This window comes from Chitinophaga sp. S165, from assembly GCF_003182155.1.
Classification (GTDB): Bacteria; Bacteroidota; Bacteroidia; order Chitinophagales; family Chitinophagaceae; genus Chitinophaga.
In genome coordinates this window covers 258,185-283,966 of sequence record NZ_QGTG01000009.1, presented here as the reverse complement: position 1 = coordinate 283,966, position 25,782 = coordinate 258,185, and the positions used below count along the sequence as shown (strand labels likewise).

Here is a 25,782-nt window from a genome sequence, read left to right as displayed (position 1 = left end):
AACATAGACAGCGTGATTCCATGATTATCACAAAACACTTGCATTTTTACATTCGACTGGCTCCATTGCATTGCGATACTCTTCTTCTCTGATATCGTAAACGAACGTATCGTGGAATTATTGGATGATTGCATATAGGGCATATTTAAACAATACAAACGTAAAGCCTTAGATTCACATGCCGAAGATGCTGTCTACCGGATACTTACCGTTATTGCGCCTTAGAATGGTCGGGAGTTGCTCCATTGGAAGCAGCGCCACCAGCCTTAAAACGACCTTATATTGATTGGGAAGATATATCAGGGTAACAATGTTCACACTATACAGATCTATCTAACGCAATCCATGTTCGTCCAAAATAGCGTCGGCTAATACCTGGGCCGGTATGTCTAAGCCGGCAAGGAGTGTATGCTTATCTGTGATGTAAAATTCGCCTTCGGCATTGCGCTGCATATGAAAACGGCGTTTCTGTCGTTCATTGTTCCGGGAGAAGTATACCTGAAATAGTTCTACTGCTTGTACATTCATGGTATTGAACTCAAACTCTATGGGCGTGCCGTCAATGTTAATCGTCTTACAAAAATTGTGTGGGTGCATACTATAACAAGGTAAGTTGATTAAAACAATTATGAACTATCTGCGGTCGGCGGATTCACTCTCCAGGCAATTAATATACGGTCAAGCATTCTAAATTTGATCCAATTGTGCACCATCGAAGGCGTTTGGCAAGTGGCCAGCTGAGTAAGACACGTCAAATTCCAGGCTATATCTCGTTTTGATTACCATAGTAAACACCGGACTTAACGCCCGACGCACATCGTTTACCCGGTGCAACAACATTAAAAAGGCGGTAGCACATACTGTATAAAGAATACTTTCATACTAGGGCTTTAGATCGTTAAAAACAGCTTTAATAACACAATGTAGGTTGTCAATTAGGCACAATAACTGGAACAGCTTCAAGACCATAACATTTATGGAAATGAATCGAAGTATTCTACAGCGGTAACAAGGAAATTATTGGGCTACACAATAAATTGCTAGACATCCGAAAGCACCGGACATATACTTTTCTTGCCGAAGGCGGCTTGTTTCAAATGACTTCAGTGTCATAAATAACTAACATCGTCAGCAATTACAGCTCATAGAACTCATAATTGCTTATGATCAATTCTCCTACTCGATCACCGCGCCACAACTTTGGCAAACCTTTCGAAACCACCGTCATATAACCAATAAAAATCACAACAAGGCATCTGGGGCCAATAAATGATGGGCGCCCAGAAGCCTTGGTGAATTTTAGATTAACGCGAAACCACTAATGGTTTGCTGATACTGTGTATGTAAACTATCAAACTATCTCGCATACTATTGCTGATATAACAGTACTTTACATCCTTTGGATCAACATAAAAGACGGTATCATGATCATTAAAGCCGGCACGTACTTTTATGGAGTCAGCTGAAGAACAATAGTTTCTAACCTGCGGCTTGATGAATTCTAATGTCTTAAAATAAGACGCTTTATAAACCTCTTTAAAAACTAGCCTGTCATCCAGATAAATAAAAGCGGTATCTCCTTTATTAGCCGCTAGACAGGCAAAGTTAATACTATGCTCACATCGCTTACAAGCAACCGTAGCTAGTAAAAAATAACAAATTGATAGAATTGATATCGCTTTCATTAGCTATTCTTTTGGATACAGTAAGTTACCTCTAGTAGAGTAAATATATGGCAAGGGCATGCCATTTTTCGCCTTCATGACGCCTATATGCTTAACTCTTTCAAAATTAATTTCCTGGTTTAAGTTACCATCTTTATAATTCTCAGCAAACATCATCAATTGTTTGTACGTCAAGCTCGCTGTATGTTGTTTGTCAATGTCAGCGACCTTCAAATATTGAAAGGTATGCATCAGGTTAAACCGGTTGTCCTTATCCATATCGTCCAATTCCTGGGCACGGGGATCGTACCACCTCCACCATTTATCCGCCTTGTGGTCTTCCGGGTGAATCCAACCCGCTGTATGCCCTGCTTCATGAGGGGCAGAATTTGGGTCCTCACCCGAAATAATATCGGCGATATTATCTCGGCTTAAGTATATCCTTAGCCCTCCCATGGGAGCCCGGCCTGTTGTATAATAACCATCCTTTTCTAGGACCTCGTTATCACTGTCTACTACCTCAAATATATGATCTCTATCTTTAATCTGATTTAAGGAAAAAACAGCCCGCAGGTTGACGGTGATCGAAGACGTAAATGTTGTCTTTGAGTTGGGAGAATATACCGTATTAGTGTATACCTTTACCATCTGTGCTTGTATCGCATTCATCAGGGCTGCTACTGAATATCCTTTATTTTTGCTCTTCGCATCATATACTACCCCGGTGAAAGAAATATTGAGCGTATAGTTCCCTGACGCATCCTGGCTCAAAGAAAGTAACCACTCTTTGCCGTTTGGATCTGACAGGGCCATCGGGTTGTTACCGACATAGTTATAAGGGTTCCACTCACTATATTTATCACTATAAGGATCTATGGCATGCCAGTTTCCAATCTGTGAGTCATACATTCTGGCACCATAGTCATACCAGTCAAGTCCACTGCCATCTCTAAATTCCTTCCGCTGCATTTCTTTGCCGTTAAAACCATACCTGTTTTCCTGTTTTAGCAAGGCTTTTGAACTAATACCTGCCATCGTTAAACCGAATGGATAATAATGTGTTTCTTCCAGCAGTGGTCCACTTTTATGTTCTACGACCAGGTTATCGAAGTAAACATCCATGGGGCTTTCATTGCTTAAGTAGATATACAGGTATCCATTTTTTTTCATCTTAGTGATGGCCTCATCTGTAACAAATAACGTTCCCAGAGCATCTGCAGTAGTCACCTGTTTGACGACACTGTTACTACTAATATAATTAAACTGTTCGTCAAAAAGTACATAATTGAGATATGCCTTCGGTTTATCAGTAATATTCTGGTTATCTCTGGTTTTAAGCGGGTTAATTACACTAGACAAAAATGTTCCGGAAAAAATAGCCGCATTCTGTGCCCCGACAGTAGTTTTACCATCTATACTTGGATTATTGTTAATAGTCCCACCAAATGCGGATAAAATTTGTGTCAGCAGATCCGTTTGATTGGAGCTATTATTCTGCCCAGTTGATTTGAAAAAATATTTAACTGCAGCAGTAATTGTGTCGCCAGCCATCACCTTTAATACCAGAGAGGGGCCTATCCCTTTCAATTGTCCTGGGGTACCGTTAACAACGGCCACCGAGTCGTTAGGCGATGTAGTATTGTCAGTGGGGTACCCCGCAATAGAGGAGCGTGCTTTACTGGTGGTCGTAATATTACTAAACAGTTGCAATTCTTTAGCCCTATAAGCAGCCTCCATGGTAGCTGCATACTTCGCTGTATCTGTTTCTTCGGTCAACACCGCCCTCACATTACCCAGATGATCTGTCAGGAAATAGTCATACAAAAATGCATAGTATGGCTGGCCGCTACTCTGATTTATTTTTTTTGTAAACCGGATCCTTCCTTCTTCGTGATTGATTAGCTGTAGAGAATCATTTTCGTAAATGGCGCCTCCGATATAGTGGGTCGTTATTGTTCTTGTAGCGCCTCCGGTATTATCTGTTACTACTTTGCCTAATTTGGCACCTTCAGCGTCATAAATAAATCGGATAGTGCCTTTGTTTGTTACAGTAATTAACTCCGGAAGATTCAGATAATTGTAGGTGATGCTACTTATCGCCTTATTAGCGTCGGTCAACATGTTACCATTACCATCGTAGGTATAGTCCTGGCTCGTATTATTGACGATCTCCTTAAAGTCTCCAAGTTTGCTCTGTTGGTCATTTTTCAAATCTGTAACGTAAGATAGTCGGTTGCCTTGATTAAGATAGCCGTATTGCAGACTATCTACTTTCGCTTTTACCGGCCCTTTTAGGCCGCTTTGGTCCATTCTGATCAGCCCACCATTGGCGTCATATTGAATATTATTGACGGTATAGTCCACCCGGTCATTTGTCCAGGCAGTCGTTCCACTGTTTTGCTGGTTAAAGGCAGCCAGTGTCATTCGCCCGCCCTTATCGTATAATAGCCCATAAGCACGCGCAATTCCATCTCCCCCACTTTTCCATTTAATGCCTGCAATATTGCCAGTAATCTGGCTGGAATCAAAGCCATAATCATAGCTAATTTCCTGCCCAAACCAATTAGAGGTACTTCCTGCCGTGGTGACAAATGGCTTGTTGATGCTTTTAAGCCAACCGCGGATATTCTGCTCATACACCAGCTCTTCTAAAGGAGTACTACCTACAAATCCTATTTTTTTACTTTTCAGCGCTCCCGTCTCATCATAGGTGCAACTGTCAAGCAATCTCTCCGATCTGGGATCATCATTGAGGCGCTTACGCTTGGAAAGCATTCGTCCGGCAGCATCGTACCTGTACATGCTAAGCGTTTTTACGTCAGGACTTAGCGTGCTGCGTGGATTTTTATTGTGCAGGTAAGTACTCAGTACTTTTCCACTGAAATCATAAAGTTGCGTGACAATATCTTCACCGCCGGCTATGTTATCGCTCCTGGTCTGAATCGTACGGCCCCGGGCATCGTAATATATGGTAGCAGATAACCATTGACTAGTGCCTAAAACGAGCACTTTTTTGCCAGTAAGCAATCCTTTAGTCATACTACTTTGTACAATAGGTATCGCGTCAGGATTTCCACCCGCTTGCGGTTTTGTCGCATACGTTCCATCATAGGCTTTGGCACCAGAGAATGAATAATTGTCGTAATAGTTTAAACAAATTTCCTGGTATCCAGTAATCGCAGGTACCGGGTTAATGGTATCCGGCAGTCCGTTCAAGGCAGATTGTAGTTGCGCCCGTGTTAAGCTTGATGGGTATAGCGCCATGCGGATCGGACGATCGAGATCGTCGTAGAAGGTAACGAACCATTCTTTTGTCGTCTTCGCACGCTGCGCGGAGTCCTGCATATAGACGACGCGATCCCTTAAGTCATATACCAGTTGTATTGGTCCTGCGCCGGGCACTTTTTTGGATATCTGCCTGTCACGGCTGTCATATTGGTATTGGTAACAGAGTTCATAAGCTATCGTTGTGCTTAAGGTCCACCCTCCTATTACCTGCTCCACCGCCTTCGGCGGCATTAAAAAACACAAATTATTCTGATTATCGTAGACATAATAAGTACAAAGCCACCCCACATGACCGCTACCGGGAACGGCAGCCATTTGGACCTTTTTTAGGATAAGACGTCCCTCTTTATCTTTATAATCCACCGTCTGCGCGCCTGCTTCATCTTTGGCTACACTCTTGTACAATGTACCTGCAGCATAAAAACCAGGTGAAACGGGTAGTCCTGCAGCCGTTGGCAAATTCCAGGTCCTCACCGAGTCTGCTGTCTTGTTGACTTGGTACTGTAATTCAATCGGCTTGTTGCCGCCTCCTTTTGCCCAGCTGTTTCCGGGACCAAACTGCTTCAAGACCCGTTCCAAGGGGGATGCCTCAAAAATCTTTTCCCCGTAGTATACTGCCTCTCCTGGGTATTGGGCTTGCATAAATGTCTTTTGCTCAGCGAATGGATTGGTCTTTAGCATCCCATTGCTGACAAAAGAAGTGTAGGACAGATAGGTGACCTGCTCTCGTCCTAACGGATCATATATGCTAGGGGTAACAGCGTCTTTTCCCATTGGGCTGACACCTTTAGCAACGACCTGTAAGGGTCGTCCAAGCCCGTCCAAGTATTGCGTTGTCATCCTCACCTCTCGACTCGTTAAACTCGTGTCGATCACTTCTTCCGGTGATGTGATTTTCTTCAGGGGAACAAACGATCTGACGTAATTTACGGGCAAAGTAACACTGTAAGCAGGTGGAACAGGATTAATATTGCCAGCTGGCACCGTGATAGGTGCCACTACACTGGTCGGCTTCACCTGTGCATACACGGTGCCAGGCAGCAGCGGCAAAACCGCTAAAAGCCTCAATAGATATCTTGATATGAAGTGATTCATCACTAAAGATTTCATAAAATTCTAATTAGGTAACTCAGTTACAGGATACAATAAAAATGATTGTTGCATTCAGCACCCGGACTGCACTTGCCCCTACTCTATAATAGCCATCTGCTGCAGGTGAAGTCAGCGCCGCATTAGTATACACAATTGTCCCCACATCAAATGCGGCTGCGTTGTAATACAAGGTACGTGTGGCTATCGACCCACATGCAATTCCTTGTGAGGGACCAAACCCCGCTGATTTTGATTGAACCACTGGATTACAATTATAAATTGTACCGATCACACCGTTTGTCAACCGGAAATACTGATTGTTGTAAACATAATATCCGTCCGGCAGCCCGGTATCGAGTATACCTTGTGGCGCCTTGGTTAACGTCCCGGCGTATGCGATATTATTTCCAAACCCATAGGCCGTATCCACACCGTTCCAGGTGCATAAGCTGTCCCCACCGAGCAGGCGTGGATAGTATCTGAACACTTTAGGGTCCACATTACCACAGTAATTATAATACTTGGTTGTTCCCTTTTTAATATATTCAAAAATATATGGTCCGGTGGTTCCATTCAGCCTTGCCCGAGCGGTATAAAATCCATCCCGGGCAAAGGCAGAAAATTCCGGGGTTGCAAATAACTTTTTCTCTTGAACATTCGTATTGGCCTGGCGGTATACCGTTTCGATCCGGCATAACGCCTCGTTGCACACATCGGTCTTGTTCACGCCATAACAAAGTTCATTAACAGTGTACCTATTGATCGGGCAATCTTCCGGCTGTCCGGAATAGCTATAGCAAACACGCCTCAGGATATTATGCTCATGATCTTCAACGATGCTAAGCCTACCCAGTGCATCATATTTATAGTAAGTAGTCAATCCTTTTGCATCCGTCTCGCTGGTCAACCCATTTGACCCATCGTAGGTATAGGTCGTAATCTGTGCGGCGCTCAATCTACTGTCTGTCCTTAACACGGCTAGTCTGCCAAGCAAGGCAAAGTCCTCAATGAATGCACGCGCAATACTATCCACCTTAACCCTGCCTCCCATAACAGCTTCCACCGTAGCATAATCCGCGTTTACAATTTTCGCAACTGGAAATGATCTTGCATAACTCCATAGGTAACATGTTTTTACTCCTCCCTGCAAAGTGGCGGTCTGAGGATTACCTACACTATCATATTTAGTAAAATTCGCCCTGGTTTCTACGACTTCATTACTGAACTGCGTTCTCATGTTTTTAGGAAGGATCAATGCAGTGTCGGCCGATAATGCCTTTGCATATTCGGTAATTACCTTACTTACCTTGGCTCCGTCAACGATCTTTTCCTTTTCTACCAGCTGATTAACCATTGACCGGTTCACCATTCGCTGATAAGGTTCGGCTACTCCCTGGTCGGCCATTTCCTGCGGGTACCTACTTTGATTTACAATACTTCTGCCATCACTGGTAATCGTGCTATCCTTTAAAATTTTTCTATATATTGGATGATAAGCGAGATAAATAGTATTGACAACTGAATCACTGCCCTCATAATTTACCTCCTGCAGTCTTTTTAGATAGGGGAAATAAGTATAAATAAGTCTGGCAATTACCCGATAAGATGCAATATCTGCCTTGTTGAGATTATTAGGCGTTTGAGCAAGTACCCTAATATTGTCGTTCAATCTGGCGGGATCGTCATTATACTGATACAGGCGTTTTTTCTTTAAAACCTTTCCTGCATCGAAATATTCTTCTGATAAAGGTTGCCCCCTTTCGAGATCCATACTGGAACCTTCATCTTCTTTAAAGAATTCTTTAAGATCCGTATTATCACATATATAATTTACCGGAGCAATGTCACTGTATCCGTTATCATAATTTTTATATTTATAAACGGTAAAGCTGTTGTCGGCATTCACCTCTGTCACTTCTGAATAGGTTACGTGATTGCCTCTGGTAGCGCTCATGGGATAAATGGGATTACTACTCCACTGCCAATAGTCGAAGGTGCCGTTATAGCTGCTGGTTTGTCCTTCTTTTCTTAACGGCGGTGTTATAGTTCCGTTGTAAGCTTCATAATATACGGGCTGATAAGCCCGTACGCCACTAGAGGTATCGCCACCCGCTTTATAGTTTTTTATATAATAGTAGCGCTTTTCAGAGGCCTTCTCATTTGGCGCTGTATAACTGCTGACCCGTTTTATTCTCACACCTCCGGTTATCTTGTTTTTAACGGTCTGATTTTTCACCACTGTGAATGGCCAGGTGGAAACGTAAGACCCATACCAATTAGGTTCCCAGATAAATTCTGTGTAACCGCCTGTGGGGTATTGAATCGTCTGTAACAACTCAGCCTGCACGTAGTTACTATCTGGTTCCTTCGATGCGAAAAAGGCATTCTGGTCTAGTGCAATATAATCACTTGGGTTAGAAGAAAGAATATGGGGGTTTCTTCCATTGTAAAAACCGTAATGATCGGTTTTGTAAGACAGATAAGTTGGAAGCACTGTTGTATTGTAGGTCAATACATAGTCGTAACTGCTAAGTGAAGCATGGCCTCCCTTAATAGTGACGCCTGATAACTTCAAGCGCCTGGTGTTGAACGCATCATTGAAATAGCGGAAATTGATCACTTTCGTCAAGCGGTTGGTTTTGTCATTAACAACAATACTATCCATTCTGTGGGGATACATCCGTTCAGTGTTAGCTTTAGCGACATCCTCATACCAGTCAAAGATATTTTCATTAATGCCATTGACATCACGCAGCAGAGGGTCGGTGGGAAATCTTAATTGAACAGAATCGATCGACTTATAAAAGTCTAACACTTCCCTGGGCGTGGTGATTTTGCTCAAGACGCAAGTGTTGATCAGCACGCTTTTTTCTCCTTTGGCAATGGGGATACCAGCGGCTTCCGATATAGGAGACTGCCCTTGCTTTTGCCACGTATAATGACCAACATCGCAATATCCTGTTTTTGTAACCGTAATTCCGCGCTGATACTCCAGATCGATCCTATATCCAAACGGCGACTGAATGGAAGTCAGATACCACGTGATCGGTGCTATATAACTTCCCGGATCCTGAAAAAAAGCGCCATCGATCGTCCCTCCCACTCCTGTGGCGGGGCGACTAAACTCAATAGATTGATCGGTGCCGCCAAAAACATACTTAACACCATTGCCATCTGTTAGGGTAAGTTTATAGATCACCCGCTTTTTAGTCAATGTGTCTTTGTAGTTAACAATGTGCTGCGGACGAGACTCTTGTACCAAAGTGGGCATTTTAAATTTCTTGTTATTAACTACTTCTACATCAACCTGGTAGTATGCGTCTTGTGCAGTTTTTACTTTCATTTTACCGGAAAAGTCCATATAGAATTTGCCAGTGACACCATTGATGTTAAAATAAAATTCATCGGGATTAGCCACATCATCGACAATGACGTAACCGTCTTTGAGGTAGCGGCGCATTGCCGAATCAGAGCTCCATGTTGCCTTTGAAGTTGGATTGAAAAGTGCAGGTTGTGGGTAGCTGGCAATGGGATAAGTTTCAAAGTCCGTCATCCCTCTTATTACCCTGGTAATGGAACCACCGGCCTTCAAGGCCCAGCCGAGGCCAACTTCTCCAGGTGGAATATCCGGTTTAATCTCGCTGGCATGATAGCTCAAGCCTAAAGGAATGCTGATGTCTTTATAACTGACCTGATAGAGTGGGATATCAATTAATGGGATGCCCGTATAATTGCTTACGGGTATCTGACCGTATATACCCAGGCTCGACGCAGAAGGGGACGCAGGCACTAAATCCTTACTCGTACCATTGTTCAATGCCGGGCTAAAGTTTACGCTTTGCGCAATAATCGCATTGGACAAACAAATGGACAACAAAACCAATAGCGTAAAATGGCGGACAAGGGGGCGTTTTTTTGTTTTCATACGTACAGGAAAATAAGTTTAATGATATACTGTGATTAACAATGATTAACGATATAGGCAACATTGAGAAAGGATAAGACCAGCGTTATATTTCATCCGAAAAAGGCGGCAACCATGTTCAAGGAACAGGGCTTACGCTCAAGCATACATCTTATTCGACAATATAATGCTGAGTTGGTTCTATCTTAACTCATAACATAAAATCACATACTCACGATTGGGGACAAGCAACACAATAAGTTTTGATAAAAAGAAATCAACAGAAGCTAACACTACAACAAGACTACGGTATCGAGGCGGCTAGGTCGGGCCATTCCATCTTTCTGCTATCAATCTGATTTTGTTTAATTACGCCAAACCAATCAGTCATAAAAATCAATCGCAACGATATTTTAATTAAAGACATAGCCCAATCTCAGCTTAATCGGACTGGTTACAGGCATGTTTTTCTTTGCCAGAAAATCATACAACAACACAATGTTGCCTTTCATCTTCTCAGTGACTTTATACTTCTTACTGATACCCAGCAATGCACTCCCTTGCCAGCCATTCCAGTTCTTTAACTGGTCGAATTGAGTGATGGTTGATACATAATTTTGTTCAAAGCCACCATTGACAAAAATAGTACCCTTGACTTTCCAGTCTGCAAATGATCGTAGTCCGAGTCCCTGGTGGCTGATAGCAATATGATCCCAACCGCTTCCCAGCCCTAATTTATAAGAAGCCCCGATACCTACGGATCCATTCTTATGAAACATATAACCGATTTGGCCGGCAATATCGGAGGTGGTAGGAAAATAACGGCTGGACTTTTGGAATTGTATATTGCCCCCAAACTCCAATCGCTGTAAAAAGCTTTTGGTCTTCATTGGATTGGGGTTGAACTCCGGCATTTCCGCTGCACTGCCCAACTCTGGAAACCTATTCTTGAGTTCATTTAACTGCGAACGAGCCTGATCCATTTGCTGACTTACTGCCTGGCGTGCACCGGGATCACTTCCAATCCTTTGTTGTATTATCTGCTCCACCTGCTGGCGGGTCTGAAGTCCCTCCACGCTTTGAGCTACAGTACCCACAGCACTGCTTCCCAGATTGAACAGAGCAGCTAGTGGTGAATGTTTACGGATGAAGTCATTGTACGCTGGTATTTTCTGCAACAGCTCCATTGCTTTGGCCTCCGCCTTCTTTTTATCCTTCAAAAGGCTTTTGTACTCATTGATCTGCTGACTATAGTAATAAGCTTCCTTATTAATTTTTTGGATATCTTTTGCAAAGCCGGTGTAAGGTGCTAGCTGTTGTTTCAATTGCTCTTTATGTTGTTGTATATACGCCTTAATCTGGTCGGCCTGGGCTAACTTACCTTGAAGTGAAGCAACGTTGGCAGTAACATCAGTCAGTTTTGTATTAGATGCCACAAGTAGCTCATTTTGTCCCTTTAAAAAATGAAGCGAGTGGTCTAGGGTGTCCAGATAGCTGTCACCCGCATGCCACTTAACCACTGGCTTACTTTTAAGTCCCTTCTGCAGGCGGCTTAAACTATCTATGGACTTGGAAAAAAGATTATCGGCAGCAGTGGAGTCAACCTTCCATAAACGATCCTTCATTTTACGCTCTTGTTTAATCAATCGACGCAACGTCTTGCCAGTACGTTTATTTACCTGGCGCTGCATACGAGTAGATTTTTGGTTTACTACAGATAAGTACCTGGAAAGCAACGCAGGCACTTTTTTAAAACTGCTATCCCGGGCTAACATCTCGGTATCAATTCCATAAGTCATAACGGGGCTAAGCAGATGTATCATAAGAAAACTTATAATCATCCAACTATTCATATGTATAAAGGCTTATTTCAAAACTGTGAATATTGAGTATGCTCGGACAAACGAGGACACATTTAACGGACAAAGGGCAACATCAATTTCTTTCTGTAACTAAAGTTTATCAAATCAATCGACAAAACATATAGCACATTAGTGGTATTTCGCCACAAACTATTTATTACAAACAACAATACAAAGAAAACAGATTACGACGCAGCCTATCTACGTAATACTATATGTGCGATAAAGGGAAGAGTATCCAAATAGCAGTTATCGGTAACAACACGCACAGCATTGCAGTTTATAAGTCATACTTTGCCACTAGCTCTTGTAAGCGAATCAGTCATTGCTACATTGACCTAGCCAGGTTCTAATGCCAGTGGAAAAATTCCCTGCTGGTAGTATCTCCCATTTTAGTTGCCAGGTGACATTAGCTTTGTATCAATTTACCTTATGGTAGGTATAATGACAAAAAAAACAAACCTACATGCAGACCAAAATCTTTGAACAACAGATACAGATATGCTATCATCATCTGGCCCAAAAGGGATACGTGGACAGGGAGGGGTGCACTTCCCTACAGGAGCTGCACAGTGGCCTTTGGGCTGAAATACACCGCATTGCCGCGTCTCCACGATTTGATCAAAATAATGTCCCGATCAAAGATCAATGGAACATTGTGTCCGTTACTACCAAGTATGGCCAAGCAGGTACGCAGCTCGTCTTCGAATTTGTATTTGAACTACACTATTATCATCATACCCTCCAATTAATATCAGTGGGCATATTGCTTAATGGCAGGCGGCCATATTATGTGTCAGTCGCCAAAGCAGGTAGTCTTCCCAACGCAGCCCATTTACTTGCAACCTGCCCGTTTTTTACTATTGAGACTTCAAGGTCCTTGCCCGATCGCAGATGGCGCGCATAGGAAATAAACGCATCTACCATATTTGAGATGACTGATAAACACCAACAAGTAAATGGTCAAATTTCCCTGTCATGGCAAGATTAGCGCATGAAATAAACCGTTGGTTAACAATGATGGAAAACAAAGGCTATTTCCATTTATTTAATCAAGAGCAAGCAACACAGATCAAGGATGGTTTTCGCCAGGCAATCGAAACTGTTGAAACAGATAGACCGTTGCCAATTGAAAACACTCAGGAATATGGACTCGGATTTGAGATACACGGTAGGATCGGTCCCATGAAATGGACCGCAGAAATGCGGCTCAACATAGATGCTGGCCGTAAGATTTCACTTGAATCCAGTACACTTGTTGTTAAAAACAATGAAACAAGCGTAGATTTGTGTATTACCAGTAAAAAATCCTTGCTTGACCTGGAAACATTCCTCGTACTTGGGCGTTGTCTGCCCGACAAAATGGACATTCATGTTGTAAAGCAGACACGCTTATTTGGCCCAGATAGAAAGAAAGGTCGAGGACCAAGTATGAATTAACTTATACCGTTCAAAAAGACTTATTATGGTGTTACTGGAAAATGAAATTACAAGGTGGATAGAAATACTCGGCCAAAAAGGGTATTTCGCCTACCTGGACAAGCAACAATACTATGCGGTTATTGACCGTTTTTTAGAATCCATTCGCCATGCAATTTTAGATAAACCACAAGCTACTGCCGATGCCGTGCATCACAACATTGCTTTTAAGACGGAAGGACGATCTCAAGCTGTCAATTTCAAAACTGATGTAACACTGGCTATAGATCACAACTTCCAGATAACATTGGTAAATAGCGATCTATTTGTCAAAAACAAAGAAACGGGGATCACATTTAATCTGAACAGCACCAAGTCATTGCTCGACCTTACCAGTATTGTTACAATAGGAAAGATACTTCCGATAAGTAAAGAACCGATTGAAGCTTTACGGACCAGGCGCAAACAGGGCCCCAGACAAAAAAGGGGTAAATCTCCTGGTATCGGTTAATAAGCTTTCACTGGTTTGTTTTTTGATAGTCTTTCGGGGGGCTGAGCCGGTAAGGAATAAGGATTTCCACCCGGGTGCCTGAAGAGCGGCCCTCTTCTGCCCTGTCAGTAATGCTCAATACGGCCTTTTGACCAGACTGCCGTGATAAAATCTGCAAGCGCTCTACGGTGATAGCTGTAGCGAAGGAGGATTTATCTCCATGCTTACGAATACTGGCAGCATTAATTCCTTTACCATTATCTTCTATGATACAGTGGAGCAATTTCGCTCGTTTACTGACACTGATCTTTAGATATCCTGCCGCAGATAGACTTGAAAAGCCATGAAGCACCGCGTTTTCAACAAATGGTTGTAGCAACATAGGCGGAATATATACATCCATTTCTTCCAAAACAGGGTCTAGCTCCATTTGATACGAAAATGAATCTTCAGAACGCATCACTTGTAAGAAAAGGTACTCTTCTAATGCTGCAATTTCACTATCCAGACTTACAAAGGGACACCGGGCATTTTTTAGTGATAGTTGCAGCAGTTTGGAAAAGCGCCCTAGATATGCTGCCGCCTTCTGCGTCTGCTGGTTATGGATAAAGCCCTGCAATACTGCCAGCGCATTATAAATAAAATGAGGTTCCATCTGGGTACGTAGTAATTGCTGACGCAGCGCATGCTCCTTCAGTTCCGTTTTCAGGCGCCTGCGCCTGTACCACATGATGCTGATTACTGTTAGTAGTGTAAAAGTTACAACGAGGCTTGCAAGAATCGTTCGCTGCTGCTCAGCGATTTGTTGGTTGGCCTCATTAAGCTCGGCCAGCGTCAATATTTTATCATCTTTAGCCTTTACCTGGTATTCTGTTTGAATTTCCTGGGCCGTTTGAGCGATGGACGAATCCATCAGCACTTGTTTGGCAGCCAGCGCCGAGTCAAATGCGCGGTATGCTTCCCGGTAATTGCCTAACTTTTCCTGGATCTGCCCCTTCATTTTCCAAACATTGGTAACACTTTCCCACTTCCGCTGCTCGTGGGCTATTTTGATTGCACTGTCAGCATAAGCCAAAGCAGTCTGGTAGTGTTGAAGCTTGTCGTTAATGGAAGCCATGGTACTATATAAGATCGCCTGCGGGCCATCATATCTGGTAATATTGACAAACCCACTGGTTAATTTTACCAGGGCCCCTTTGTAATCTTTTTTCTTTAACAATACATCCCCCATATTCCAGTCTAATACACCCCTATAGTAAGGTTGCGAAAAGCTTACCGTATCCTTTAGTGCCAGCTCATAAAACATCGCAGCTGAATCAAATTGTTCTATCCGGGTATAAAAAGCCAAATAGGCCGAAGTAAAGGCAGCCGAATATGCTTGTGAATAATAGCGAGGCATTCGGCTGACTAGCAGCCCTTCTTCCAAATACTTACGTGAGGCCGAATGATCCCAAAGTCTCATATAGATGTGTATCATTGAATAGCAAATCTTTGGAATTTGAGACGAATCTACCTTTTTGGCGAGATAATTCGCATCCTCCAGGTATCGTAGCGCCGACTGCAAGGAATCTCTTTCCATCAACCATTCCCCGTACTGTGACTGTGCGTCCAAGGATAGTTTTCCGGTTGTATCATATTGTTTGGCATACCGGATATGTTCCAAAATGACTAGCCGCGCGCTGTCTGATTTTTTTTGTGTCTGTAACACATCAGCTTTCCTGGCTAGCCATACTGCATGTAGGACCACATTATCCAGTTTACCAATGACCGGCTGGAGGCTGTCTATTAATAGTGCTGCGTGTTGGTCCTCCCGCTTATAAAGTAGGGTTTTAACCTGTTCCAATTTGGCAGCCACAAGGCTATCCATAAGCGGCTTTTTAGCGGTAACGTTGGGCATATTACGTCTACAGCCCCCCATAATTATGAGGGCAAGGGGTAAAACGAGCAAGAATTTCATACATCGGGCATTAATGGGTATTGCGAATAAAGGCGATTACAGCCTCCCTCCTTCGTGTTGCAACGGGCACCTGATGACGTCCTTTCAGAATAAGGTATCCGTTCGAATGAAAATGTTCAATGAATTTGATATTGACCATATAGGATTGATGCGTCCTTACAAATATATCAGCAGACAATGCCTCTTCATAGACCTTTATATTTTTTGAAGACACGATCTTTTGTCCGTCCTGTAAATAAAAGTGGGTGTACACACCACTTGCCTCCAGATAGCAGATATCTGTAACCTGCAGCACATGTAGTTGCTGAGAAGTACGAACGATCAAGCGTCCCACTTGTTCAGGATGTGCATACTGCGTCAGTGCAACGTCCAATTGTTGAGCGCCTGGAGCGTATAGATCGGCATACCGATGTACGGCTTGGTGCAATTCGCCTGGGTCCAGTGGTTTGAGCAAATAGTCAAATGCGCCATACTTGATTGCCCGAATAGCATGTTCCTGATAAGCGGTCAGAAAAATCACTTTGAATTTCGGCGGCCAGAAATGTTGAAGAATGTCAAATCCTGTCCCATCGGGCAGCTGAATATCGAGCAGTAGCAAATCCGGGGTCTGTTCTTCGATCAACGCAATGGCTTCGCCGGCAGTGCCAGCACTTCCTAACACGGAAACACCTGGGTTAGTACTAATTAAATACGCTGTGTTTTTTCTGATGATGGGCTGATCCTCCACTATTACGACGGTAAGCGCAGGGGTTAGCATTACTTGTAAGCGTTAAGTCCAATACTAATTTATTAAATATTCGACAAAATCGACTACCCATTTATGTAAGCTTTTTGTTCATTTTTCGTTCATTTTGGATTTATTGAACAAAATGTACATGCCTCACTGAATGGTTAGCTGCATAATGGCTTCCACTATACCAATAAAAAGCTGGCATTCTGCCGGCTTCATTTATAACGAAGGCTGTCGTTAACATCATCCCCCGTTCTGAAAGAATAGATCCACCGCTAGTTTAAAACGGCCATTCTTTTGCTTGTCACTGCCACAGTATAGCAGCAGGCAATGTCTGGATAAAAATGCGCGATCACTTTCAAAAAGCAGTTCACTAAATTGGGTGCTGCTTTTTTGCAGCTTCGCATCGGCTGAGCGAATGCGGCGACTGATATCTTCAGCAAGTTCCAGCCAGAATGGTCCTGGAAATAAAGTAGTATCTGCTCCCTGCCCTTTCAATTGCTCTTTTTCTTTTTTTATTTTTTCTACCACTTCGAGTGCAAACGGAATAAACGCCGCTGTATCGTCTGGAAACAGGTCAAACAGCAGCTTTGCTTTCTGAATGTAGGTCATTCCCATTAATCCTTTCATAATACCCTTTTATTATTCATTTTATGAAAATTGATATCAGACAGCAGCACTTGAGTATCGTTAGCAGCTACATCCGCAGGCTGGGACAGCCAATACTTTTTGAGTTGATATAAACTAATATGACGCCAGTTGCGCCACTGTCCGAAAGTATCCTTGATCTTTTCACGCCAGGTTTCAGCTTGCGAGCGTTCACCGGGCAAGCTGGAATTGGTCTTATTTTGCATTGATTGCAGGAGCAACCAATAAAACAGATATCCTTCGTAATTACGCGTGTATTCTTCGATGAGTAGACACATCTCTAATGTTGGCTGTTTTGTCCGAAGAAAGGGCAGCCCTTTAAGGTCCTGGATCAACTCACGCCGATAGCCTTCTATAATGATGCTCCCCAAATCTACGCCCTTGTGAGTGTGTCCCGGGCAGGCTAGTCGTGCCAAAGTAAGTAAATGATCAAAAAAATCGTGTTTCATGTTGACTGAGTTAAGCTTTCAGGAAGACAAAAAACTGGGGTTAGCTATCCCCGGTTCTTTTTTTGGCGCCCACTTTCGGGCCGGTATTTTACCAGTCGCGCCTTGCCATATCCCATTTTGAGCAATCGCCTTGCCGCTTCTTTAAAATCCCCTTGGCACTCTAAAATGGCAAATACAGCACTGGGTGTATAAGGCTGTTCTGCTTCAAAGAGTGTGCTTGTTGAAAAAACTTTGAATCGTCTTAACCGGTAATGATAATTACTTGAGCTAATACTTTGCGTATCACCGGGACGCTTCAAAAAAGTGCGTTCACTATCCTCCCCGGCTATTATCCAGCCATGCGCCATTAATAAGGAAATGACGTCTCCCCGGTCGTCATAGTCGGTTAGTGGATCGTCGCTGCTTTTGGGGCGATGACCAGACAGCCGGGGTGCTATTTCTTTTTCAGGTACCTGATCGAAGCTGCGGCCGAAATTTAACAGCGCATCGCGCTCATCTGGACTAATCAATGGTATAGTATCCAACGACTGCTGCAAAAAGAAATAGCCGGCGGTCGGCGGCGCGATCACGTAACCTTTATTGCCCCTTGTCTCCACCAGTACTTTTACCAGTTGGTCCGGGTTTAGCAGCTGTTCTGCCACATTGGTGGGTCGGCTAGCGAGTTTACGGTTATTTCCAACCTCCCGACAACGGTAGTAAATATGGTGTCCCTGGCTACGGGTTAATGATGCCAGGAGTTTAGCTGCGAGCGCTGGAGAATACTGCTCAATTCTGTCCCATAACCGGCTAAATAACCGGCCATCAAGGTCATTTTTATCATCGATGTCGATCACTTCCAGACCACCACTAACCATGCCGCAAACCAGCGCAATCCCTGCCACCGCCTGCAGGGAAAACATCCTATCAAGCTCCCCGGTACTGGCTATCCTTTGCTGATACGGGGCCCATTTCACGCAAGGTTGTTTATTCTTGTCTACCGGAATGGTTGAAAATCCCAATCCTGCATAATGGTGGGCTGCTGCTAGAATGTCATCCTGCACTTGCATTGTTTACGTTTTTTTTTGATTAATCATCGGTGGCGAATTACTTTTGACGTTCCATTTTCTTTACGGATGGTATCAGCTGCGGGCCGGACAGTTTTTCGACTACGCTTTTTTTGCTGTAAGGCCGGCAGTAACGGAAGTATTTGCCCCTGTTTGGTTTGCAGGTTTGTAAGCACACCGCCAATCGCCTTTAACATTCCTTTGTTCAGTAATGATGCAGGAATTACAAGGCAGGCATCCAGCTTTTGATCAACGGCTGAATTTTGCTGCTGCGTCAAACGAGACATGATCAGTTGATCGTTTTCAAACAAAGCCACTGATTTAACGAAGGCCGGTAGTCCTGTGGCTTCCACTTTAACGGGGTTAAACAGATCCTTGTGAACATGGCCCATAATATTAAAAGCAATTTGCAAAGATTCATATGGCTCTCTGAGCACCTGGGTAGCAGGATTTGGATCGTTTGCCAAAGCCTGCTTCACACTACACCATTCAATTTCCAACGCATATACCTTAACATCACTGGTCATAGTAACTGATATTTAGAATCTAAAAACAGCTGGTAGCATTACTGTTTGTGAGCCACATTACGCAGCCATACGGTCTCGTTTACAACTGACGGACGTTTCACTGTCTTTTGAAGTTGCTCAAGACTCGCCACAAGGATGTTGTTACCAAAACGGGCACAATCTATCAATGCATTTTCTGTGTATACATCGAACAGATCTGTGCCCAAATTTGGATGGGGAAGTATCACATACAACCCTGGTGGCACCTGCAGGGAATTACCTGCTGGTTGCATCTTTTTTTCCAACAAATAGTGGGCGTCGCCAGCGGTCCGAATACCGGCGAAGGTGATCTGCAGTGGCAGTTTAAATTTTCGGGCGGTGTTATAGTCAAAGTAACGATCATTAAAGTGCTGTAAGCGTAAAAAGGCCTGCCGGAATGAGTTATAAGCCTGGAAGATGATAAACCGGTGATGATATTGATTAGTCGGGTTTATCCCTTCCATGTAGAGTACATATATCTCTTGCTTTTCCATGCTATCCGTTACTACTGCATTCCGTTTTGTCCTGTAATTTCCGGCAGGCTTTGGCCTTGTTACCGTCCTGCTTTTTTACCATACTTGGACTTGGCTTCCTGCACTGTTCTTACCCGGGTTCTGCTAGCGGAGGCTGATGCCTGCGTACTATTTTTTTTTTCGTTAGTAGCATTCCCCGTACGTTGCTGGCTTTCTTCCTGTTTAGCATGCTCTTTACCGGATGGTTTAGAAAAATCCACCGAAGTAGTCTGTTTGAACTGATGTTTTTTCTCCAGTACTTCTTGTGTGCGAAATTGGTCATGGGTCAGAAAGTTCCCGTCCATATCCCGGATACCAAAACCGCGACGGGACGGATTGGCTGTCATGCGTATTACCTCGTGCTCTTTGTTATTGACAGGGGTAAGCAATAGTTCTGTCCCCTGTTCCATGGCCTTGCAGGCTTCCCGTTTTTGCTGCGGGCCATCCAGGCCAACAAAAGCATATTCGTCGAACTTTGCATATAGTTTGAAGCCATAATTGTCATGGTAGGTATTGACAACGTGGTTACCATTTTCCGTTTTCTTGGAAAAGTCGATTTGTTGCCACTGTCCATAGCGCTGGCTGTTTTCATCGAAATAGTATTTGTAGACAGCGCGGGGAACTTCGGTATCGATGAGCAGGTTAGCCGCTTCGGTGACCGTAATTCTGTCGTAGTGGGGGAAAAATTGCGTAACACCGGTTGTTTCTCCTTCTTTGTACAAGGTTGCTTTCGTGCCGTTGTAGTACAGTTTACCATCGTCGCTCACACTAAAATCCAGTTCACCGGCCAGCTTATGCTGCTTGCCACGGTCTTCGATCAATTCCTCGCCAGGTAACTTGAAACGCTTTTCTCCTGCAGCCAGGTGACGGTCAATATCGGCATCAAATCGGTTTCCCCAACCGGCATCTGCAATCTGTTCTTTGACCTTGTCAACTCGTTCGATTTTCTGTTCCATTTTGTTTTGTTTTTATGTTGATGAATAGTTAGTGGCGAACGGATTTGCCTTTGTTTGTCGCGGGTATATTTTTCATACGCCTGGGTTGTTGTTTGCGGATAGTGGATGCATAGTTATTGTTGTTTTTAACGGTAGGGTGAGCTTGACCAAGCACGCTTTTAAGTTCCGGTTGCCGGGTACCAACACGCCGGCCATAGGTGGGTTCCCCGCTTTCGGACAGCAGACCGCCGTTTATCGATCTGACGGGCGCCAAGTGTTGCACTGGGCGTGATAGCTCAGTAAGCATTCTACTTCCCATACGAGCCGCGCTTTTTAGAAGGCCCCAACCCAGTTTTAGGGTTGCAAAGGCGAGGTTAGCAGACAACACCACGGTGTTACGACCGAACCTGGCAAAGCCATTGGGATAACGCTGCCGGATCATGGCCCGCTTTTGGGCCTGTAGCACTCGCAGTTCAGCTTTTTCTGCAAAATTGTTATCCTTGTTTTTGTATTGGTCGATGATCTGCTGAAAGATCTGCTCTTTGGCCTTTATATAGCTGGGATCTGTCAACATCTCCTTTCCATAGCGATTGGTAAATCGCTGTTCAATGCTGTCCCATATTGCAACGGTTTTAGCGACCTGGTTTCGGGTCAGGTCATCTGTGATTTTTGCCATAACAATTGATTTAATAATGATCATTGATACTATCGGCGACGAACGCTTACAGCGTTGAGAACTGCTGATGGTAGTGTACGACTGCGTAACAAGTGCTTCCCTTTCAGTCGCAGCTCCAGATGTCGGTCTCCCCCATGCTCAAAGGCGCTGATGGCAAGGACTTTACCATCTGCTATGGTAAATTGGGTAAAGGCCAGCACGATAGTCGCATTGGTGTTAGCAGGTATGATCTGCCCATGTATGTTGCTTTGTCTGAGGATCTGTTTTTCTACCTCCATTTGCGAGGTACGCTTACTTTTACGCCGGTCTCGTACAAGTGCCTGATTAAAATGTAAGGGATAAGGAATCTGTGAATGGTTGTGCAACTGTAGTTGGATAAAAAGGACTCCTTCACACAGATAGCTTCCCCCGTATACCAAATGAACGTCTCCTATCTTTTTCGAACGAGGTGCCTTCATGAAGCTTTGCGTGTGCGTGAGTTGCTGACAAAGTTCCCCAATGGCAGTTTCCGTCAGTGGTCCACTCGAAAATTGCAGTGGCGCCTGCAGTATCTGGGCCTCAGGCGCCGAAAAATCAAAGGTGGCGCCGGTGGCAGCTGAGTGGTAATGCACTTCAAAAGGGAACACCCTACCATCAACGGTAAACACATGTAAACTGGTTGTAGGCATCGTATCACTTGCTGCTTTTATTTTTAGGATATTCTCCACTCCGGCAACACTTTTTGCCAGCAGTGTGCTTTTGCCACGATCTACGGCAGAAATGGGCGCCGGAAAAATCAGCACAGTCGTGTTGTTGGTAGACACCTCCAGTTTATAGGTGGGCATGGAAGCCGGCGTTGGTTGACCGATGACCATAGCCGTATTTAGGATGATCAGGATCAGTGTCAGGCAATACCTATAGTGGGCTGTGATTAGATACATATTATCAGTTTTTAAAGTGAATGAAGGGGATCGGCTAGTTGCCATCATTTGCTGACCAGCAGTACCGGGTGATCTGCTTTGACGGTGACTTTGATCAACCGGATTTTTTTGCTCAACAGGCTCTTTGCTGTCTCTATACCGGCAGATGCTGCCTGGGCGCCCAGCGATGGATCAAGGCTACCCATGGCAAGCGCCTGCATGGCCTGCTGAGAACCTTCTTTTGCCGCATCGCGGTTTACGCTTCCGGGTATACGTATTCCCGGAAGGCCATCACTGTCATATACCTGCAGCGAGACAGGAAAGATCGAATTACCGTAGCGTATGGAAGGGATAGCTATCTGCAACCTATCGGACTGGAGCTGGCAGTGCCCGTATACAAATGATCCCGCGGGTATTAATACGCCCTGTACATAAGCATTTTGCTCGAGCCGCATTTTAACAGTAGCACCGCTTACCAGGGTTTGGCTCTCATGGACAACTGCGCTGACGGCATTGTTGTTCACAATGCTCACAGGTGCAGCAAGTTCAAAAAAGCCTTCCTGTTCGCTAGCCAAGCGCACCGTCCGAGTAGTCATTGTTTTTTCGCTTTCAAATACCTCCGCGATAGGTTGCCCGTGAGCCGTGGTGGTGACAGCAAAAGCAGCGGCCTGGTTTTCAAGGGACGCCTGCTTTAACTTCTCCTGTAGTCTTTCCGGATGCTGGATATCAATAATTTTTTCCAGCATTCCTTCCAGTTGGACAAGTTCCGGGTCACCGGAAGACACGTCCTTTTCCTTTGGCGTGGTAGCTGAAAATGCGGGGGGATCCGGAGTGTCCGTTGTAGGCAGGTAGACAGCAGGAGCTGATGGCATACTGGTATCCCCATGCTGGACCAGTTGTTCCAGTAACTGCAGCCGTTGTTGGATCTTTGCCTCGCTGTTTTGCGACATGCCGGCTCCGGGAGTAGAGAATATAGTTGGCGCAGCGCCAGGCGAAGCCGGCGACTGGGAATATGGCGCCACTACGGGACTATCTTTCCAGGCATAGGTGTCTGCATCGCTAGCCTCGCGCAGTAGCTGCGAGTCTTTTTCGGCCTGCCTGTATAGGGAAAGCTTATCCATAAAGCCTTCTTCACCCAGTTGGGCGCCGGGAACAGATGCATTCAGCCCGGTAACCGTTTCGATTCTTTCAGATTTCTTTCCCCCTCCCAGCCCATAAAAAAACAGGCAGGCTAAGGGGATGACAAAAATGGGTACCATCAAAAAAAACTTCCTTTTTCTTTCTGCTACTTGGTTCATACGCCACTGTTAGTTTATTAGTGATGAAATTGGCGAAGCAGGCTTTCCGCCTGCCAGACACTGTCCATAAAATGCGGCCGGGCATCGAAGAAACTATCCAGCCGCACGGAATCCCGGCTTTTTCTGACGCTATCGATATAGGCATGAAAGCGTTTGAATACGATGATGTCGTTGTGCCTACCAGACTTGTTATCTGCCCTCGGACGTTTGGGCACAGGCATAACCGGCGCCAGGGTTTGTTTGTCGATGGTGCGCCTGTTATCGCTATCCCCATTAATGGTATCCACGAGCAGATAGGTGCTGGCACCACCAAAGACCAGCAATATCAGGTAGAGAAAGTGCGCCTGTTGGCATGGGCCCCACTTGCGTGTACGACGGGTCATCCATGTGGCCCAGCGTCGCTGCATACCAATGACTGCTTTCGCGATCCATGTAGTGATCGTTTCACTTGTCCGTGTCAGGGATCTACCTCGTTTTCTCATAACCTATTTTTTGATGACACTGATATCCCTGTTTTCAATGGTCAGCCACCGCTGGATCAAAAAGCCATGGGTATTGTTATCGGAACGGTCCACGTCGCGCAAGTAACCTTCTGTGACCAGGCTGCGGGTTACCACCGCGCTTGTGCGGATGATGCGCAAGGTGCCGTAAAATCTAAAATGGTACGGATACTGGTTCAGGTCCAGGTGCACAGAATCACAGTTCAGCTCCTGGCTAACATTGGCACTGATAATGGAGGTGTAATAGTTTTTTTCTTTTAAGTCATCATAGGCGTCTTTGGCGCTTTGATCGGCCAGGTACAGCGCCTTTTTCATGCGCCCTTCAATGACATTTTCGTCTGGCGACAGTTCGAAAAATAGCTGATGAAACAGCCGTACGTGGCCCCTTGCTTCTACCGGCACATTATCTTTTCTATTGCTGGCAAAGGCCTCTACCGCCCTTTCGCCAGCGATGAGGTAAATTCGCTGTTGCGCTTTTTCTACCTTTTCCAGACAACTGTAAATCGTATATCCGCAAAGGCAGGTGTAGGAAACCAGCAGTACGGCATTGAATAAACGGGTGTATCTAAAAGCGGTATCGATGTTTTTCAATTGCTGCATCATCACGTTCACGTTTTCAAGTTTCACAAATGCGCTTGGACCCTTTAGGTGTTGGGCTTATCGTTTAATTTGCTGGCAAAGTAGCCGGAGTTAGTGCCATGACTGGCCATTCCCTGGCTCATGCGGCCATTCATGTCTCCCAACGCGTCGGCAGCCATGCCACCTACGCTGCTTGCGACGCCATAAGCCCCCACGACGCCACCAGAAGCCATCATCATACCCATGGAAGAGCCGCCTGAAGCCATGCTGGTAATTTTGGCGGTCAGTGCGCTACCGCCGCCGCTGTTAACGACCATATTGCTGAGATTTGGAATGGTAGTGTAAGAGATAATACCAATGATCATAAACAGCAAATAGCCTACGTCAGAACTGGTAAAAAAGGTATCTCCATATTGATTGAGTTGGGCAATATCGAGCTGTAACATCCCTTCCTGGATCTTGCCCAGTAAAGCACCCAGGATGTTGGCGATAGGTAGCCAAAGGTAAAAATTGGCATACCGGGCCAGGTATACGGTGAGCGTATGGGTAAAGCCGTCAAAGCAGGCAAGTCCGAATACAAACGGCCCCAGTAAAGCAAGCACCAACAGGTTGAACGTTCTGACAGTATTGATACAAAGGGCCGCTGCTTCGTACAGTAACTGCAGTACAAAGGAAATAAACTCTTTAAAGCCACTTTTAAAGTTATAGTAGGCCTTACTCATGGCAAACTCGATATCGTTACCAATGCTGCCCAGTAAACCTTCATCGCCTACCTCATCGTCGTGTGTATATAACATCCAAAGGTCCCGATCGCCGGCTCCATCGTTGACGCCGTACATCCTGTATGAATCTGTTTTTTGTAGTTCCTGTTCCCTTTTGGCAAGCAGTTGTTCCACGCTGGCATTGGCCTTTAGTCGAAGCGCTTCCGTACCCACAACGGTGGGCTTTAAAATGGCATTACAAAGGGCAATAATTTGGGGGAAGATCAATATGCAAAATCCCAAACAAAATGGTCTGAATAAAGGGAAGAAGTCTACAGGCTCCGCGTTGGCAATATGTTTCCACACCCGGTATCCAATGTAAAAGGTAGCTGCAAATCCTGCCAGTGCCCTTCCTACACCGATCAAATCGCCACACATCGGCAGCATCTCATTATAGAGTTTATCCAACACACCGTGCAGGCCATGCACCTGGTCGACGATCCCCTGCGCCCAGCATAGCTCAGGGACAAACAATATCCATACAATTATCCTACACCACTTTTCCATTTTCTCAACTATTTAGAACGATAT

At 44.7% G+C, this 25,782-nt stretch carries 23 protein-coding genes; 3 read left to right on the top strand and 20 right to left on the bottom strand.

Annotation, left to right across the window (positions count from 1 at the left end):
* Positions 1-174: 174 nt before the first annotated feature.
* The 6 genes from C7475_RS33070 to C7475_RS27740 all read right to left on the bottom strand — a co-directional run bounded on the left by C7475_RS33070 (position 175) and on the right by C7475_RS27740 (position 11,771).
* Complete coding sequence (locus C7475_RS33070) at positions 175-318, bottom strand: hypothetical protein (protein WP_158286637.1); 144 nt, start codon at positions 316-318, stop codon at positions 175-177.
* A 15-nt stretch (positions 319-333) separates the two neighbouring features.
* Positions 334-597 carry a hypothetical protein gene (locus tag C7475_RS27760; protein WP_110056686.1) on the bottom strand — a complete coding sequence of 88 codons (264 nt, stop codon included), beginning with the start codon at positions 595-597 and terminating at the stop codon, positions 334-336.
* 707 nt (positions 598-1,304) lie between these two features.
* Entirely contained in the window at positions 1,305-1,685 is a 381-nt protein-coding gene (locus C7475_RS27755) for a hypothetical protein (RefSeq protein WP_110056685.1), read from the bottom strand.
* A gap of 3 nt (positions 1,686-1,688) precedes the next feature.
* Entirely contained in the window at positions 1,689-6,062 is a 4,374-nt protein-coding gene (locus C7475_RS27750; RefSeq protein ID WP_110056684.1) for a DUF6443 domain-containing protein, read from the bottom strand.
* 19 nt (positions 6,063-6,081) lie between these two features.
* Entirely contained in the window at positions 6,082-9,969 is a 3,888-nt protein-coding gene (locus tag C7475_RS27745) for an RHS repeat protein (protein ID WP_110056683.1), read from the bottom strand.
* Between the two features lie 392 nt (positions 9,970-10,361).
* The gene (locus tag C7475_RS27740) at positions 10,362-11,771 is read right to left on the bottom strand and encodes a hypothetical protein (protein WP_233259983.1); all 1,410 of its coding nucleotides are present in this window, start codon (positions 11,769-11,771) and stop codon (positions 10,362-10,364) included.
* 505 nt (positions 11,772-12,276) lie between these two features.
* On the opposite strand from C7475_RS27740, the gene C7475_RS27735 reads away from it, so the two are divergent.
* From C7475_RS27735 to C7475_RS27725, 3 genes are all read left to right on the top strand, one after another.
* Positions 12,277-12,717, top strand: a complete 441-nt coding sequence (locus tag C7475_RS27735; RefSeq protein ID WP_110056682.1) for a hypothetical protein — start codon at positions 12,277-12,279, stop codon at positions 12,715-12,717.
* Positions 12,718-12,788: 71 nt separating this feature from the next.
* Positions 12,789-13,250 carry a hypothetical protein gene (locus C7475_RS27730; protein ID WP_110056681.1) on the top strand — a complete coding sequence of 154 codons (462 nt, stop codon included), beginning with the start codon at positions 12,789-12,791 and terminating at the stop codon, positions 13,248-13,250.
* Positions 13,251-13,275: 25 nt separating this feature from the next.
* A complete protein-coding gene (locus C7475_RS27725) occupies positions 13,276-13,740 on the top strand; it encodes a hypothetical protein (protein ID WP_110056680.1) in 465 nt (154 codons plus the stop codon).
* A 7-nt stretch (positions 13,741-13,747) separates the two neighbouring features.
* On the opposite strand, the gene C7475_RS27720 is transcribed toward C7475_RS27725, so the two are convergent.
* From C7475_RS27720 to traJ, 14 genes are all read right to left on the bottom strand, one after another.
* Positions 13,748-15,676: a histidine kinase gene (locus tag C7475_RS27720; RefSeq protein WP_110056679.1), complete on the bottom strand. Its 1,929-nt coding sequence runs from the start codon at positions 15,674-15,676 to the stop codon at positions 13,748-13,750.
* A gap of 10 nt (positions 15,677-15,686) precedes the next feature.
* Positions 15,687-16,433 (bottom strand): LytTR family DNA-binding domain-containing protein, encoded by a 747-nt coding sequence (locus C7475_RS27715; RefSeq protein ID WP_110056678.1) that lies wholly within the window; start codon positions 16,431-16,433, stop codon positions 15,687-15,689.
* A 216-nt stretch (positions 16,434-16,649) separates the two neighbouring features.
* Positions 16,650-17,036: a hypothetical protein gene (locus C7475_RS27710; protein ID WP_110056677.1), complete on the bottom strand. Its 387-nt coding sequence runs from the start codon at positions 17,034-17,036 to the stop codon at positions 16,650-16,652.
* The gene (locus C7475_RS27705; protein ID WP_110056676.1) at positions 17,033-17,503 is read right to left on the bottom strand and encodes a hypothetical protein; all 471 of its coding nucleotides are present in this window, start codon (positions 17,501-17,503) and stop codon (positions 17,033-17,035) included. The genes C7475_RS27710 and C7475_RS27705 overlap by 4 nt, the downstream gene beginning before the upstream one ends.
* Positions 17,504-17,547: 44 nt before the next feature.
* The gene (locus C7475_RS27700; RefSeq protein WP_110056675.1) at positions 17,548-18,549 is read right to left on the bottom strand and encodes a bifunctional DNA primase/polymerase; all 1,002 of its coding nucleotides are present in this window, start codon (positions 18,547-18,549) and stop codon (positions 17,548-17,550) included.
* A 23-nt stretch (positions 18,550-18,572) separates the two neighbouring features.
* Positions 18,573-19,073: a hypothetical protein gene (locus C7475_RS27695; protein ID WP_110056674.1), complete on the bottom strand. Its 501-nt coding sequence runs from the start codon at positions 19,071-19,073 to the stop codon at positions 18,573-18,575.
* A gap of 38 nt (positions 19,074-19,111) precedes the next feature.
* Positions 19,112-19,585 carry a hypothetical protein gene (locus tag C7475_RS27690; RefSeq protein ID WP_110056673.1) on the bottom strand — a complete coding sequence of 158 codons (474 nt, stop codon included), beginning with the start codon at positions 19,583-19,585 and terminating at the stop codon, positions 19,112-19,114.
* Positions 19,586-19,644: 59 nt separating this feature from the next.
* Positions 19,645-20,559 carry a hypothetical protein gene (locus tag C7475_RS27685; protein ID WP_110056672.1) on the bottom strand — a complete coding sequence of 305 codons (915 nt, stop codon included), beginning with the start codon at positions 20,557-20,559 and terminating at the stop codon, positions 19,645-19,647.
* 28 nt (positions 20,560-20,587) lie between these two features.
* On the bottom strand, positions 20,588-21,214 hold the full coding sequence (locus C7475_RS27680; protein ID WP_146217678.1) for a hypothetical protein: 627 nt from the start codon (positions 21,212-21,214) through the stop codon (positions 20,588-20,590).
* 29 nt (positions 21,215-21,243) lie between these two features.
* Complete coding sequence (locus C7475_RS27675; RefSeq protein WP_158286636.1) at positions 21,244-22,134, bottom strand: DUF4138 domain-containing protein; 891 nt, start codon at positions 22,132-22,134, stop codon at positions 21,244-21,246.
* Between the two features lie 44 nt (positions 22,135-22,178).
* On the bottom strand, positions 22,179-23,411 hold the full coding sequence (gene traM, locus C7475_RS27670; protein ID WP_110056669.1) for a conjugative transposon protein TraM: 1,233 nt from the start codon (positions 23,409-23,411) through the stop codon (positions 22,179-22,181).
* Positions 23,412-23,428: 17 nt separating this feature from the next.
* On the bottom strand, positions 23,429-23,893 hold the full coding sequence (locus tag C7475_RS27665) for a hypothetical protein (RefSeq protein ID WP_146217677.1): 465 nt from the start codon (positions 23,891-23,893) through the stop codon (positions 23,429-23,431).
* A 3-nt stretch (positions 23,894-23,896) separates the two neighbouring features.
* Complete coding sequence (gene traK, locus C7475_RS27660) at positions 23,897-24,538, bottom strand: conjugative transposon protein TraK (RefSeq protein WP_233259982.1); 642 nt, start codon at positions 24,536-24,538, stop codon at positions 23,897-23,899.
* A gap of 17 nt (positions 24,539-24,555) precedes the next feature.
* Positions 24,556-25,758 (bottom strand): conjugative transposon protein TraJ, encoded by a 1,203-nt coding sequence (traJ, locus tag C7475_RS27655; RefSeq protein ID WP_110056666.1) that lies wholly within the window; start codon positions 25,756-25,758, stop codon positions 24,556-24,558.
* Between the last annotated feature and the right edge of the window lie 24 nt (positions 25,759-25,782).